This window comes from Campylobacter jejuni, from assembly GCF_049221745.1.
In the GTDB taxonomy this organism is placed as follows: Bacteria; Campylobacterota; Campylobacteria; order Campylobacterales; family Campylobacteraceae; genus Campylobacter_D; species Campylobacter_D jejuni_E.
On the sequence record NZ_JBMJAO010000012.1, the window covers coordinates 1 to 14,979 of the forward strand.

Genomic DNA, 14,979 nt, shown 5'->3' on the forward strand with positions numbered 1-14,979 from the left:
ATTATGCAAAATACATTTAAATAATTCAATATTAAAAAATTAAAATTTTTTAAAGTCTTATATCCCCGTAGCTAAAGCTATGGGCTTTACGGCTAGATTTGGTAAAATTGCTCCAAATTTGTAGTATTTTAAGTTTTTTTTGTATTATCTAAAACCGACTTGATCGTAAATTTTAACAGCCTCTTTAATATTTTCTGCTATTTTACTCACAGGTATTTGATCCTCTTTGAAAGTTCCAAAATCTTTCACCGTTTGACTTAATTCTACATCATTTCTTATAGGAAATTCATAATTGCTATCAATAAGAATTTTTTGAATTTCAGGAGTTAGCATAAATTCCATAAATTTTTTAGCTGATTCTTGATTTTTACTTGATTTTGTCATAGCAATACCACTAATATTAATATGCGTTCCTCTATTGTCTTGATTAGGGAAAATAATACCTAAAGAATTACCTACTTCTGCATCTTTTGGGTTTTTAGAATTCTTTAAAAGTCCTATATAACTAAGTATTCATAACTGCGAATTTAGCCTCACCTGAAAATACTTATTTAGCTTGATCTCTATCTCCACTTTTTGGATTTGTTGCAAGATTATCAAGCAAACCTTTGGCCCATATTTTAGCCTTTTCATTTCCATCATTAGCTACAATAGATGCCAAAAGAGTTTTACTATAAGGAGCTGTGGCACTTCTCATAACAATTTCTCCTTTAAATTCAGGTTTTGCTAAATCTTCATAATTTTTCATTTTACTAATATCAATATTTGCATTTTTATTATAAGCAATAATTCTTGCCCTTTTTGTGATCGCAAACCATTCTTTATCTTTATCCCTTAAATGAGCAGGTATAAATTCTTCTAAAAATTTTTGATGAAACAGGAGATAAAAGTCCTAAGTTTTTAGCTTCTGTAAGATTTGAAATATCAGTAGGAGAATTACTTCCCTCAAGAGAAAGTCTTTTTATAAGTTCTGAAGCTTTAGCTTGAGTATGATTAACCTTAATGCCTGTTTTTTCTTCAAATTTTTTATGATTTCAAAATTGGAATCATAATGCCTTGCTGAGTAAATATTAAGCTCATTGGCACCTAAAAATGAAAAAACCATTAAAAATATAGAAAAGATTTTTTATATCTTATCCTTTATTGAGAATTATACTCGGTTTTATTAAGATCTTTAAAATCGATATGAGAATGTTCAGAGCAAGTAAAAGTAAAGCCAACACATAGTAAAAATAAAATTATTTTTTCATAGATATTAATTCCTTTTTAGATATTTTGATAAGAAATATCAACATTAAAAAGTAAATATGATGTAATCTTTATATTTTTTTTAAGAATAAAGAGGTTTATTTTTGACACATGTGTTGATAAATTTATGATTTTTAATAAACTCTTGATTAAATAAAGTTGATTAAAATTTTTCTTTTAAAAGGTGGTAACATGTTTTCTTCATTTTTTGCAAGTAAAAAATGGGCTTTATGGGCTTATTTAGGACTTTTTTTACTCTTATTTTTTCTTTTCATTCAAACAAATCTTAATGTTGCTATAAATTCATGGTATAGTGATTTTTATAATGTCTTGCAAAAACCTAAAATAGAAATTTTAGATTCAAATTTAACACAAAAAATAGAAACTAATTTTGAAAATAATACCACTTTAATCCAAGAGGCTAATCAAAGAGCTGAGCAAAATTTCCAAAAAGCTAATTTTATCAATAAAGGTGCATTGTATTATTATCAAAATTTATTAGAATATTTTTTCAACTCTAGAGCTATGATTGAAAAGCCGAATTATTCAGCAAATGATTTTTATGCTTTGATTTTAGTTTTTTTGGCTATTGCTATTCCTTATGTTTTAATCGCTACGATTAATATCTATTTTGCTAGTGTCTATGCTTTTAAGTGGCGTGAGGCTATGACTTTTTCTTATTTAAAATTTTGGAAAAATAAAGATGATAATATAGAAGGAAGTTCGCAAAGAATTCAAGAAGATACTTATAATTTTTCTAAAATCGTAGAGAGTTTAGGACTTAGTTTTATAAAAGCTTTGATGACTCTTGTAGCATTTATTCCGATTTTATGGAGTTTAAGTGATGTTGTGAGTAAAGCTTTATTTGCAAATTTAAGTGAAAATTCTTCTTTTTATTTTTTAAAAAACATTGATGGTTTGCTTGTTTATATTGCACTTTTGATTTCTTTAGGAGGTTTGGTTGTGTCATGGTTTGTAGGTATTAAGCTTCCTGGACTTGAATATAACAATCAAAAAGCTGAAGCAGCTTTTAGAAAAGAGCTTGTTTATGCTGAGGATAATCGCAAAGAATACGCTAAAAATGAGACTATGATAGAGCTTTTTACGGGGCTTAAATTTAACTATAAAAGACTTTTTTTACATTATGGATATTTTAATATTTGGCTTATTTTATTTGAGCAAATGATAGTTATAGTGCCATTTTTAATCATGGCACCAGGGCTTTTTGCTGGAGCTATAGGACTTGGTATTGTAATGCAGATTAACAATGCTTTTGATCAAGTGCGAAGCTCTTTTAGTGTTTTTATCACAAACTGGACAACTATCACTCAACTTAGAAGTATATATAAGCGTTTAAAAGAATTTGAGAAAAATATTTCTTATAAGTCTTAGTTTTTATCTTATAAAATACAAGAAGAAATTCAAATATTAAATTTACTTTTAATTGTGTATAATAAGGTTTAATAATTATTTTATTTCTTAAGGAGCTTCATTGGACCCCAGTCAGGTTTTGGATTTAAACCAAACTTCTACAGCATCTTTTGATGCAGGATATTCTATACTTATGGTTGTTGTTGCACTTGCTCTAGTGTTTTTAAATGGTTTTTTTGTTTTGTCTGAATTTAGTATTGTTAAAGTACGTCGTTCCAAGCTTGAAGAAATGGTAAAAGAAAAAAAAGCTGGTGCTAAGAAAGCTTTGGAGGTTACTTCAAGACTTGATACTTATCTTAGTGCTTGTCAATTAGGAATTACTTTAAGTTCTCTAGCTCTTGGTTGGATAGGTGAGCCTGCTATTGCAAAAATGCTAGAAATTCCGCTTATTAATCTTGGTTTTAGCACTGTTATTATCCATACTATAGCTTTCATTATTGCTTTTAGTATTATTACTCTTTTACATGTGGTTCTAGGAGAACTTGTGCCAAAAAGTATAGCTATTGCAGTTGCAGATAAAGCGGTTTTATTTATAGCTAGACCTCTTCATTGGTTTTGGATGCTCTTTTTACCTTGTATTAAAATTTTCGATTTTTTAGCAGCTATAAGTTTGAAACTTTTTGGAATAAAACCTGCTAAAGAAAGCGAGCTAACTCATAGCGAAGAAGAAATTAAAATCATAGCAAGTGAGAGTCAAAAAGGTGGAGTTTTAGATGAATTTGAAACAGAGATCATACGCAATGCTGTTGATTTTTCAGATACTGTTGCTAAAGAGATTATGACTCCTAGAAAAGATATGATTTGTCTAAATAAACAAAAAAGTTACGAAGAAAATATGCAAATCATTTGTGAACATAAACATACTCGCTTTCCTTATATTGATGGTTCTAAGGATACTATTTTAGGGGTAATACACATACGAGATATAATACAAAATGAATTAAACCATAAAAGTCAAAATTTAGATACTTTTGTTAAACCTTTGATTTTGGTTCCTGAAAATATTAGTATTTCAAAAGTACTTGTAATGATGAATAAAGAACGCTCTCATACTGCATTAGTGGTTGATGAGTATGGTGGAACTGCTGGAATTTTAACTATGGAAGATATCATGGAAGAAATTATTGGTGAAATTAAAAGTGAGCATGAAGAAGACAGCTATAAAAAGCTTGCTGAAAATATCTATGAATTTCAAGGACGCTGTGATATAGAAACTGTTGAAGAAATGCTTGTAATAAACTATGATGAGGATTTAGAACAAGTTACTATAGGTGGATATGTATTTAATCTTTTAGGACGCTTGCCTATGGTAGGAGATCGCATTGAAGATGAACTTTGTTACTATGAAGTTAAAAAAATGGACGGGAATTCTATAGAGCGTGTTAAGGTGGTTAAAAAAACAAATAAAGATGAAGAATAAGCCTCTTTAGGCTTATTTCTTTTTGTAAATTTGGTTTTTAATTTCAATACACTCAAAACCTTTTTTATCTAGTGTAACTACGCGTAAATATCCACCATCATCTATTTTACCCTCGCATAAAAATACTCTTTTGGCTATTTTCATAGGAAGTTTTTCTTTATTTCTGTGTCCAAAGATTTGATAAAGATTGTCTGAGGTGAAATTACAAAATTGATTTGCTACTTTTTGACTGTCTTCATATCCACCCACACCATAAATAAAATCATGGCTTGGTATAAAACTTATTTTTTCAGGTTTGGAGGGTATAAAATTTACTCCTCCATGTGAACAAAATATGAATTTATTTTGGAATTTGTAGTATAAACATTCTTTTAGATGAGGATAGAGTTTTCTAGCATCTCTTGGAGTAAGTTTTTCTTTTCTAAAATCCTTTAAAGTATTTTCATTAAATTCTTTGGAATTTGACAATTCTCCATTAGCCCATTTTATAAGATGTCTTTCGTGATTTCCTTCTAATAAGCATACATTTTCTTTTTCGCAAATTTTTAAAAGAAATTTTATTACTTTGCCATTTTCTATACCTCTATTGATATAATCTCCTAAAAATATATAAAATTCATCTTCTTTGATTGTTTTAATGTATTCTTTTAAAACACTATAACAACCTTGTAAATCTCCTATATGATGAATTTTTTTGTATTTGCTTAAATTTGGCATTTGGTAAAGACATTTTTTCCAGTCATTTGAGTCTAAAATTGGGTATTTTTTTAGATTTTTTTTGAGTAAATCTTGAGTTTTTTCTAAAAGAGCATAAGGGATGATATATCCATTTTTTTTAGCTTCTAAAAGATTTTTTTCTTGACATTGTCTTAAAGAGCTATCAAAAACAATAACATACATTTTATAGCGATATTGTTTAGCTAAGTCTTTGTAAATTTTTAATGTTTCATTGTAAGTGTTTATGATGCAAAACTCACCTTTTTGCATACGCATTTCTAGAAGTTTGAGTAAAATTTTACTCAAATCTTCATCATTTTTAACATTTAAAATTTTATATTCACTGACTATATTTTTAACGTTTCCTGATAAAAGACGCAAAGCATTTAAATCAAGTGTATAATTTTGAAGTTTATTATTTTTGATAAATTCTTTTTGTCCTGCGTAATAATTCCCTCTTAAAACAAGTAAGATTCGCACATTCTTTGCCTAGATTTTCTTTAAAAATTCAGTTTTTAAAACAATAACGCCAAATTTATCTACTCTAGCCTCAATTTCATTTTCTTTAGAAGTGAGCTTAATATTTTTTATAGTAGTTCCACGTTTTAAAGTTGTGCTTATTCCTTTAACCTTAAGATCTTTTATTACACTCACGCTATCACCTGTGTTAAGTTCTGCTCCATTAGCGTCTTTAGCCATTTTTTTCCTTTCTTTGATCTAAAATATTTAAAATTTGAACTACTAAAGCAAAAGCCATAGCAGTATAAATATATGCTTTATCAATATGAATATTAAAACTTTCAGCAACTAAAACTACGCCTATTAGTACCAAAAAAGCTAAGGCTAAAATTTTAATGCTTGGATGTTTTTCAACAAAATCTGCTATAGGTTTAGAAGCAAAAAGCATCACAGCTACTGCAATAATAACAGCGATAATCATGATGGTTACATCTTGAGCAATTCCTACTGCAGTAATAACGCTATCAAGTGAAAACACTATATCAATCACAGCAATTTCAGCTACAACTATCCAAAGCTTATTACTTGCTTTAAAATGACTCTCACTTTCTTCTTGATGAGAAATTTGCTCTTTAATTTCTTTAATAGACTTTACAATCAAGAAAAGCCCACCTAATAAAAGAACTAGATCTCTTCCTGAAATTTCATTGCCCAATACACTAAACAAAGGTGTTACAAGTTTCATCACCCAAAAAAGAGATAAAAGAAGTAAAATTCTTGTAATCATTGCAAAAGCTAAACCTAAAATGCGTCCTTTATCACGATGTTCAGGGGGTAGTTTGCTTACCAAAATAGCTAAAAAAATGATATTATCTATCCCTAGTACAATTTCAAGAGCACTTAAAGTAGCTAAAGTAATCCAAGCATCAATACTAAATATCCATTCAAACATAAATTTCCTTGAAAATTTTAAAATTTTTAAAAGCGATATTTTATAGTTTTAAAGCAAATACCTTTAATTTTTTAAGAAAAAATTTCAATCACACTTAAGGGTAAAATTTCATGTTCTAGGCTATGAATTTTTTCTTCAAATTCTTCAAAACTTAAATTTCTTTTCTCAAAAGCTTTTTGAGCTATAATCATTCCACCATCAAGTTCTTCACTGACCCAATGCACACTCACACCAGCCACTTTCATATCGCTTTCATAACTTTCTTTAATTGCATGTGCTCCTTTAAAAAGTGGTAACAAAGAAGGATGAAGGTTAATTGCTTTAATATTTTTTGTAAAAATAGGACTTAAAATTCTCATAAAACCTGCTAATACAGTAAGATTAGCTCCACTTTCTTTGATTTTTTGCACTAAAATCGTATCAAATTCTTCACGAGTACTATAAGCCTTATGATCAACAATTACAGTATCAAGACCAAATTTTTTTGCTCTTTGTATACCAAAAGCATCTTTTTTATTGCAAAGGCAAAGTACTACTTCATAGGTATTTATCCCTATAGTTTTTTTATGAAGTTTTTCTAAAATATTTTCTAAATTACTTCCATTTCCACTAAAGAGTACAGCTAATTTTATAAGCATTTTAATCCTTTGATAAGTTTTAAAGCATCAAAACTATTTTTATTAAATTTATACTTTTTTGCAACAAGTCCATGAGCTAAAGTAGCATTTTTTGCTGATTCTAAAGCATTAAAACCAAAGCCTAAATGCGCAGCAATCATACCGCTTAAAACATCGCCACTCCCACCTTTAGCTAAGGCTTGATTTCCTAAATTTACAACAAATAATTTTTCTTTTTGCACAATAATAGGATTTGCTCCTTTTAAAACAAGAACACAATCATAATTTTGCGAAAATTTTCTAGCATAGAAAAAGCGATTTTTTTGCAATGTTTCTATATCTAAATCCTCATCAAAGCACATTTTATAAAGTCTTATAAATTCTTTTGGATGAGGGGTTATAACAACATCTTTTCTGTTTAAATACCAAAGCAAAGCTTCACTTAAAAAGCAATTTGCATCCAAGATTAAAGGAGTGTTTTGCAAAATTTCATCTTTTAGAAAATCCAAATTTTCAAGTCCCATACCTAAAGCAATAGCACTTGCATTATTTTCAATTTTTTCTTTTAACATCAAAAGAGGCGAGAAACTTTTTTGTGCCACTAAAGAAACAAGACCTGCTCCAAAATTTAAGGCTGCAAGTCCTGCTAAAGTTCCAGCACTTGCATTGGCAACTATGTAAATATGGCCAAAATTTCCTTTATTGGCGTTGATTTTTCTATCTATAGTTTTTAAATCTTTTTTTTCAAGTAAAAAAGCTTGAGAATTATGATGAAATTTCTTAGAGCTAATGCCTAAATTTGCTATTTTAATCCTTCCTGCAAATTCCTTAGCAAAATCCTCAAGTAAAATTTCCTTTAACGCTCCCATACAAAGGGTAATATCAGCTTTAAAACAAGGATAAAATCCCAAATTTGTAGGTATATCATAAGCTATTTTTAAAGCCTTGCTTTTATTTACTTTTTTTAAAATTTGCTTTATTTTTTCATCTACTCCACGGTTTATACCTGTACCTAAGATGCAATCAACTATAATATGAAAATCTTTAAAATCAGGTTCTTTTTTACAAAATTTAAAAGCATAATTTTGTAAAATTTGCTCTTGTTTTTTAAAAAGCGTATTTTCTTTAAATCCTATTTTATAAGCTTTAGCGTGTTTTAAATTTCTTAAAGCCACTAAGCCATCTGAAGCGTTGTTGCCCCCGCCTAATAAAAAAAGTATTTTTACTTTTTTAATCTTACGTTGAATGCGGATTTTTTTAGCTTCTTTTTTAATCAGCTTAGCTAAATTTAATCCCGCATTTTCCATTAAAATAAGCTCATCTAAGCCTTTATTTATAGCATTTTGTTCTAAAATTTTTATATTATCAATAATAGCTTTCATAGTCTTTTTTTACTAAAAAATATATATTTTTTTCTCTTTCTTCTTCAAATTTTTTCATTTTAGGTAAAAATTTCTGGATCAAAGCACGAAAATTCTTAAAACCATAATTTTGCGGATGAAAATCTGAGTATTTGCGGTTCATATTAGTGCGGATTTGTGCGTATTCGGCACGTCCTTTTTCATCGATGAGCTGTTCGGTGATATTGATTAAAGCTCTTAAATAATCCTTACTTAAAATATCTTCTTTTTTGTTTTCATTTTTATCTAAATAAAAAAATTCGCTAAAGGCATTTACATAGGATTTTATAGATTTTTCAAGCCCCATTCCTATAACTTGTTTTTTATTTTCTCTTAATTTTTGTATGAGTGAAGTATAATCACTATCGCTTGAAACAATAACAAAAATGTCTATGTTTTTTTCATAAAATATGGACATGATTTCAGTGATTAAATACATATCGCTTGAGTTTTTATTGGCTACAAAATTAAATTGTTGCATAGCAATTAAAGAATATTCAGCAATTTGCTCTCTCCAACCTTGTATATTTTTTTGAGTCCAATCTCCATAAATGCGTTTAATGATAACTTCTCCATAATCTGAAGCGATATCAAAAATACTTTTAGCATATTTTGCTGGGATATTTTCTGCATCTATAAAGATAGCTATACTTTTATTTTCCATTTTAATTCCTTGCCCTAAAGCTTAAAGCTTCTAAAATATGGGTTTTGTTAATATTAAGACTTTGTTCTAAATCCGCTATACTTCTTGAAACTTTTAAAATTTTATTGAGTGATCGCAAAGAAAGATTATAACGTGAAATTGCTAAATCTAGTGTATCTTTAGCATCTTTTTCCAATACACAAAAACGACTCAAATCTTCATCTTTTAATTTACCGTTAAATTCTTTTTGCCCCCGTTTTTTACCAAAAATAAAAGCTTGTAAAATTTTTTCACTCATTTCTTTAGAACTTATGCTTGATTTATCATCCTTGTTGATCTCATCCATAGCTACATAAAGATCAATCCTATCCATAATAGGAGCTGAAATGTGATTTTTGTATTTTTTAATCTCATTTTCACTGCAAGTGCAAGAAAGGTTTTTAGAAAATAAATTTCCGCAAGGACAAGGATTTTGAGCAGCTATAAAGCTAAATTTTGTTTCATAAGTGATTTTAGAATTTACTCTTGAAATATGAATTTTATGATCCTCTAAAGGCTCTCTTAAACTTTCTATGATTTGCTTATTAAAATGTGGAAATTCATCAAAAAACAATACTCCACCATTTGCAAGTGCTACTTCTCCAATTCTAGCATTTTTTATTCCTCCGCCAAAAATACTTGCTCTTGTAGAAGTATGATGAGGATGACGAAAAGCACGAATTTTAGTAAATTCACAATCTTTTGAATTTAAAGACATATAAGCATTTTGCATTAAAATTTCACTTAAACTTTGAGGAGGCATGATATAAACAAGGCGTTTAGCACACATACTTTTACCACTTCCTGGACTTCCTTCAAATAAGATATTATGCATACCTAAAGCAGCTATCATACAAGCTCTTTTGGCTTTTTCTTGTCCTTTAATATCTTTAAAATCAAGTTTAAAATCCATATTTTGTAAAAAAATTTCATTTTCTATTTGTAAGGGATTGGTAAATAAAGGATGATTGCGCGAGAAGCGAAAATTTTCATAATTTTTTTCTTTAAAAAACTCTATTGCTTCATTTAAATTTTCAAGTCCATAAACCTCTAAATTTGGTATCATAGAAGCTTTTTGTGCTATACTTTTTGGAACAACGATTTTAGCTTTTTCAATTTTAGCAGAAAGAAACAAAAGCAAAGAAAAAAGCTCATTAGTGCTTTTAATGCTTCCATCAAGTCCTAATTCTCCTACTACAAAAAAGTCATCTAATTCTTCATTTTGCAAAAGGATTAATAAAGCAATAGCCAAATCAAAATGCGATCCCTTTTTTGGGATGCCTGAAGGACTAAGATTGATAGTAATTTTTTTAGCAGGAAAAGCAAAATCACAACTTAAAAGTGTGGCTTTGATGCGTTCGACACTTTCTTTAATCGCTACACTTGCAAGCCCTACTATGCTTAAGTTTGGCAAACCTCTTGTAAAAGTGGATTCTACTTCTATAATGTCTAAGCCTTCATGAAAGCTTATGCACTTTAGTTTTTTCATTTCTCTTTTTTATGATTTTTCTTCTTTTTCTTAAATTCTTTATCGAATTTTTGACGCTTAGCAAAAGAAATTTTTTCTATAAATAAATGTCCGTTTAAATGATCATTTTCGTGTTGAATAGCCACAGCTAAAAAACCCTTTGCTTCAAGTTCTTTAAATTCTCCAAAGCGATCTTGATATTTAAGTAAGATATGATTATAGCGTTTTACTTCTTCGAAAAAATCTGGCACACTCAAACACCCTTCTGTGCAAGTAATCATTTCTTCATCTAAAGGAATAATTTCAGGATTGATAATCTCTAGCAAATCTTCTTTTTTTTGTTCATCATTTTCATCAAAAATATTTACAAGTAAAGCACGCAAAGGAATATCTACTTGAATAGCTGCTAAACCTACTCCATTACTTGCTATCATAGTTTCATACATATCATCAAGCAAGGTATGAAGTTCTGTATCAAATTTATTTACAATTTCAGAGTTTAAAAAAAGTCTAGGATTAGGATAAGTGATGATTTTTCTAACCATTAAAAAACCTTTATTTTAAATGATCTCTAAAGAAATCATTTAAAACTTTTTTCCAAAACCTTATCAATCAGCCCATATTCTTTAGCTTCTTGTGCTGACATGAAAAAATCTCTTTCTGTATCTTTTGCTATTTTTGCAACTTTTTGCTTAGTATTTTTTGCCAAAATATCATTAAGTATAGTTTTAAGTCTTAAAATTTCTTTGGCTTGAATTTCAATATCTGTGGCTTGACCTCTAGCTCCACCTAAAGGTTGATGAATCATAATGCGTGAATTAGGCAAAGCAAAACGCTTTCCTTCTGCACCACAACTAAGCAAAAATGCTCCCATAGAAGCAGCTTGTCCTATACAAATCGTACAAACATCAGGTTTGATATAGTTCATAGTATCATAAATACTAAAACCACTTGTAATTACACCACCTGGAGAATTGATATAAAGATAAATATCTTTTGTAGGATCTTCAGCTTCTAAAAAAAGAAGTTGCGCCACGATAGAAGCAGCAAGTTCATCATGAATTTCGCCACTTAACATAATAATCCTATCTTTTAAAAGACGCGAATAAATATCATAACTTCTTTCACCACGACTAGATTTTTCAATAACATAAGGAATAAACATTATTTATCTTCTTTCTCTTTTTTGCTCGCTTTTTCCGCTTTTGGCATAAAAATATCATTAAAAAGTTTTTCTTCAATTAAAGCCATTTTCACAGCAGGCAAAGCTCCTTGTTTTTTATAGTTTTCTAAATGCTCTTTTGGATTCATACCATAGCGATATGCTTCAAAATAAATTGCTTGAATCAATTCTTGATCATTTACTTCAATCTTACGCAATTTTGCAAGCTCATCGATAATAAAGGTAAGTTTTACGCTTTTTTGTGCTTCTTTTTTAAAAGAATCACGTTTTTCTTGATATTTTTCTTTACTTGCTTTAAGCTCTTCAATTTCTTTTTCACTAAAAGTATTAAAAGCTGCACGCATTTGCATATCAGTTTCTTGTTCTACTATGCCTTTAGGTAAATCAAAATTATATTTTTCAATTAAGGCATCTGCAAATTTGCCTTTTAATTCATCATTTACAAGTTTGAAAAGTTTTTCATTTTTAATTTGCTCTTTTAATTTTTCATCTAAAACTTCAACACTAGCTTTTTCTTCTCCTGGTAAAAGTTTTTTAAGCATTTCATCGTCAAGTTCTGGAATTTTAAGCTCTTGAATTTCATGTAGTTTTACTTTAAATACGGCATCTTTACCCGCTAAGTGCGCTGCACCATATTCTTTAGGGAAGGTTACTTTAATATCTTTTTCTTCACCTATTTTCATTCCCACCATACCATCTTCAAAACCTGGAATAAATTGCTTAGAACCAATTTCTAAAACATAATTTTCAGCCTTACCACCTTCAAAAGCTTTATCGTCCACAAAACCTTCAAAATCAAATTTTGCAAAATCACCTTCTTTTAAAGCTCTTTTTGTTTTTATAGCTTCAGGAGTAGCAAAACGCTTTAAAAGTTCATCTTTTTTCTCATCAATTTCTTTTTTGCTTACTTTTGGAGTTTGGTATTCAGGGATGAGTTTTTCATAACCATCAAGTTTAATTTCAGGTTTAAAAGAAAGTATTAACTCAGCAATAATTTCTCCATCTTTACGATCAAATTTTTCAAAATATGGCTCACCTACAAGCTCTTTACTTTCTTTTTTAAGTTCTTGTAAAGCACTATTTACAGCGGATTTAAAAAGATTTTGTTCTGCATCTTGAGTGAGTTCTCTTTCATATCTTTTAAGTACAGCACTTACAGGAACTTTTCCTGGTCTAAACCCATCCATTTTTACACTTTTAGAAGCTTTTTTTGCTAAATTTTCTACTTCACTTTTGATCATTCCCGAAGGAATTTTTACACTAGCAGTCGCATTAACAGAATCTAGTTGCTTTGCCTTTACTTCCATAGTTTTTTTCCTTATAAAATAAAATTTGCTTTCAATGATAGCAAATTTTTCCTTATTACTTGCATAAAATTTTAAAGTAATTTATGATAAAATTGCAATATTACATTATCATTAAAATATAAAAATATTTTTGGAGAAAAATTTGCAAAAAAAATTTGAAGATTGTGTTAAAACCATGCTTGAAATTATAGGAGAAAATCCAAATCGTGAAGGACTGATTAAAACACCAAATCGTGTTTTTAAAGCTTATGAATTTCTTACTAGTGGTTATACGCAAAATGTCAAAGACATTTTAAATGATGCTTTATTTGAAAGCTCTAATAATGAAATGGTTTTGGTGCGTGATATAGAATTTTATAGTCTTTGTGAACATCATCTTTTACCTTTTTTTGGACGTGCTCATGTAGCTTATATTCCTAATAAGAAAGTGGTGGGTTTAAGTAAAATTCCACGCCTTGTAGAAGTATTCGCAAGAAGACTTCAAATCCAAGAGCAACTTACTGAACAAATCGCACAAGCTTTAATGGAAAATGTCAATGCAAAAGGCGTAGGTGTAGTCATAGAAGCAAGACATATGTGCGTTGAAATGCGTGGAGTTCAAAAAGCAAATTCTACTACCACAACTTCAGCTTTGCGTGGAATTTTCTTGAAAAATGAAAAAACTAGAGAAGAATTTTTTTCTCTTATTAATTCTGCTAAACAGGTAAGATTTTAATGAATCTTGAAAAACTACGCTCCAAACTTGGCAAAGAAAATTTAAGTGCTATTTTTGGAGAGATTACAAAAATTTCTGCTACAAGTATAGAAATTCGTGGGCTTAAAACAGGGGTTGGAGATATAGTGAAGTTAGTTTCCAATGAAAATGAAAATTTAAACACTCTAGCTATGGTCGTAGAAATTAAAGAACAATTTAGCTATTTAAGCCCATTTTCTTTTATAGAAGGTTTTAAAATAGGCGATCGTGCTTTCATAAGTGATGCAGGTATGCAAATAGGCGTTAGCGATGAACTTTTAGGCAGGGTAGTAGATCCTTTTATGCGTCCAAAAGATGGTAAAGGAGCTATAGAAGTAAGTAAATACATGCCTATAATGCGTGCACCTATTGATGCGATGAAAAGAGGGCTTATAGAAGAAGTTTTTCCTGTAGGGGTTAAAACCATAGACGCACTTTTAACTTGTGGTGTAGGGCAAAAACTTGGTATTTTTGCAGGAAGTGGGGTAGGAAAATCCACTCTTATGGGTATGATAGTTAAAAATTCCAAAGCTCCTATTAAAGTTGTTGCACTCATAGGAGAAAGGGGGCGTGAAATTCCTGAATTTATACAAAAAAATTTAGGTGGAAAGCTCGATGATACAGTGCTTATCGTTGCTACAAGTGATGATAGTGCTTTGATGCGCAAATACGGCGCTTTTTGCGCAATGAGTGTGGCAGAATATTTTAAAGAACAAGGCAAAGATGTACTTTTTATCATGGATAGTGTAACGCGTTTTGCTATGGCGCAAAGAGAAATTGGATTAGCATTAGGAGAGCCTCCTACAACAAAGGGTTATCCACCAAGTGTTTTAAGTCTATTGCCTCAACTTATGGAAAGAGCGGGTAAAGAAGAAGGTAAAGGCACTATAACAGCCTTTTTTACCGTTTTGGTGGATGGAGATGATATGAGCGATCCAATCGCTGATCAAAGTCGTTCTATCTTAGATGGACACATTGTTTTAAGTCGTGAATTAACAGACTTTGGAATTTATCCTCCTATTAATATACAAAACTCTGCTTCAAGGGTAATGAGCGATATTATAAGTCCTGAACACAAACTTTGGGTAAGAAAATTCAAGCGTTTAAACTCGCTTTTAAAAGAAAATGAAGTATTGCTTCGCATCGGTGCTTATCAAAAAGGAAGTGATAAAGAGCTTGATGAAGCTATTTCTAAAAAAGAATTTATGCAAAAATTCTTAGGACAAAACCCTGAAGAAAGCTTTGAATTTAATCAAACTTTAGAGCTTTTAAGTCAAATTGATACACCAAATACTCCTCCACCCCAAAATATAAATACAGGAAGTGCAAGTGCAACCTTGCCTAATCCTAATTTAAAATAAA

14 protein-coding genes and 2 pseudogenes are annotated in these 14,979 nt (G+C 29.6%); 4 read left to right on the top strand and 12 right to left on the bottom strand.

Annotated elements, in window-relative coordinates; translation table 11 throughout:
• Positions 1–144 precede the first annotated feature (144 nt).
• A pseudogene (gene cfbpA, locus ACOTU8_RS07840) lies at positions 145–1,105 on the bottom strand (Fe(3+) ABC transporter substrate-binding protein).
• A gap of 21 nt (positions 1,106–1,126) precedes the next feature.
• A pseudogene (locus tag ACOTU8_RS07845) lies at positions 1,127–1,254 on the bottom strand (hypothetical protein).
• 186 nt (positions 1,255–1,440) lie between these two features.
• On the opposite strand from ACOTU8_RS07845, the gene ACOTU8_RS07850 reads away from it, so the two are divergent.
• On the top strand, positions 1,441–2,640 hold the full coding sequence (locus tag ACOTU8_RS07850) for a putative transporter (RefSeq protein WP_422342423.1): 1,200 nt from the start codon (positions 1,441–1,443) through the stop codon (positions 2,638–2,640).
• A gap of 100 nt (positions 2,641–2,740) precedes the next feature.
• On the top strand, positions 2,741–4,099 hold the full coding sequence (locus ACOTU8_RS07855) for a hemolysin family protein (protein WP_422342424.1): 1,359 nt from the start codon (positions 2,741–2,743) through the stop codon (positions 4,097–4,099).
• A gap of 12 nt (positions 4,100–4,111) precedes the next feature.
• On the opposite strand, the gene ACOTU8_RS07860 is transcribed toward ACOTU8_RS07855, so the two are convergent.
• From ACOTU8_RS07860 to tig, 10 genes are all read right to left on the bottom strand, one after another.
• Positions 4,112–5,296, bottom strand: coding sequence for a metallophosphoesterase (locus tag ACOTU8_RS07860; protein WP_422342425.1), 1,185 nt, complete (start codon positions 5,294–5,296; stop codon positions 4,112–4,114).
• Positions 5,297–5,305: 9 nt separating this feature from the next.
• Positions 5,306–5,515, bottom strand: coding sequence for an alkylphosphonate utilization protein (locus ACOTU8_RS07865; RefSeq protein ID WP_422342426.1), 210 nt, complete (start codon positions 5,513–5,515; stop codon positions 5,306–5,308).
• Positions 5,508–6,227, bottom strand: a complete 720-nt coding sequence (locus ACOTU8_RS07870) for a TerC family protein (protein ID WP_422342427.1) — start codon at positions 6,225–6,227, stop codon at positions 5,508–5,510. Before ACOTU8_RS07870 ends, ACOTU8_RS07865 begins: the two co-directional genes overlap by 8 nt.
• A 71-nt stretch (positions 6,228–6,298) precedes the next feature.
• The gene (gene purN, locus ACOTU8_RS07875) at positions 6,299–6,865 is read right to left on the bottom strand and encodes a phosphoribosylglycinamide formyltransferase (RefSeq protein WP_422342428.1); all 567 of its coding nucleotides are present in this window, start codon (positions 6,863–6,865) and stop codon (positions 6,299–6,301) included.
• The gene (locus ACOTU8_RS07880; RefSeq protein ID WP_422342429.1) at positions 6,856–8,226 is read right to left on the bottom strand and encodes an NAD(P)H-hydrate dehydratase; all 1,371 of its coding nucleotides are present in this window, start codon (positions 8,224–8,226) and stop codon (positions 6,856–6,858) included. The genes purN and ACOTU8_RS07880 overlap by 10 nt, the downstream gene beginning before the upstream one ends.
• Positions 8,210–8,908 (bottom strand): NYN domain-containing protein, encoded by a 699-nt coding sequence (locus ACOTU8_RS07885; protein ID WP_422342430.1) that lies wholly within the window; start codon positions 8,906–8,908, stop codon positions 8,210–8,212. Before ACOTU8_RS07885 ends, ACOTU8_RS07880 begins: the two co-directional genes overlap by 17 nt.
• 1 nt (position 8,909) lies before the next feature.
• On the bottom strand, positions 8,910–10,415 hold the full coding sequence (locus ACOTU8_RS07890) for a YifB family Mg chelatase-like AAA ATPase (protein ID WP_422342431.1): 1,506 nt from the start codon (positions 10,413–10,415) through the stop codon (positions 8,910–8,912).
• Positions 10,412–10,939 carry a peptide deformylase gene (def, locus tag ACOTU8_RS07895; protein ID WP_002861002.1) on the bottom strand — a complete coding sequence of 176 codons (528 nt, stop codon included), beginning with the start codon at positions 10,937–10,939 and terminating at the stop codon, positions 10,412–10,414. The genes ACOTU8_RS07890 and def overlap by 4 nt, the downstream gene beginning before the upstream one ends.
• A gap of 35 nt (positions 10,940–10,974) precedes the next feature.
• On the bottom strand, positions 10,975–11,559 hold the full coding sequence (clpP, locus tag ACOTU8_RS07900; RefSeq protein WP_002806309.1) for an ATP-dependent Clp endopeptidase proteolytic subunit ClpP: 585 nt from the start codon (positions 11,557–11,559) through the stop codon (positions 10,975–10,977).
• The gene (gene tig / locus ACOTU8_RS07905) at positions 11,559–12,884 is read right to left on the bottom strand and encodes a trigger factor (RefSeq protein ID WP_422342432.1); all 1,326 of its coding nucleotides are present in this window, start codon (positions 12,882–12,884) and stop codon (positions 11,559–11,561) included. The genes clpP and tig overlap by 1 nt, the downstream gene beginning before the upstream one ends.
• 142 nt (positions 12,885–13,026) lie before the next feature.
• Here tig and folE point away from each other — a divergent pair, with 142 nt between their 5' ends.
• Positions 13,027–13,599 carry a GTP cyclohydrolase I FolE gene (gene folE / locus ACOTU8_RS07910; RefSeq protein ID WP_422342433.1) on the top strand — a complete coding sequence of 191 codons (573 nt, stop codon included), beginning with the start codon at positions 13,027–13,029 and terminating at the stop codon, positions 13,597–13,599.
• Positions 13,599–14,978, top strand: a complete 1,380-nt coding sequence (fliI, locus tag ACOTU8_RS07915; protein ID WP_422342434.1) for a flagellar protein export ATPase FliI — start codon at positions 13,599–13,601, stop codon at positions 14,976–14,978. The genes folE and fliI overlap by 1 nt, the downstream gene beginning before the upstream one ends.
• Position 14,979 lies beyond the last annotated feature (1 nt).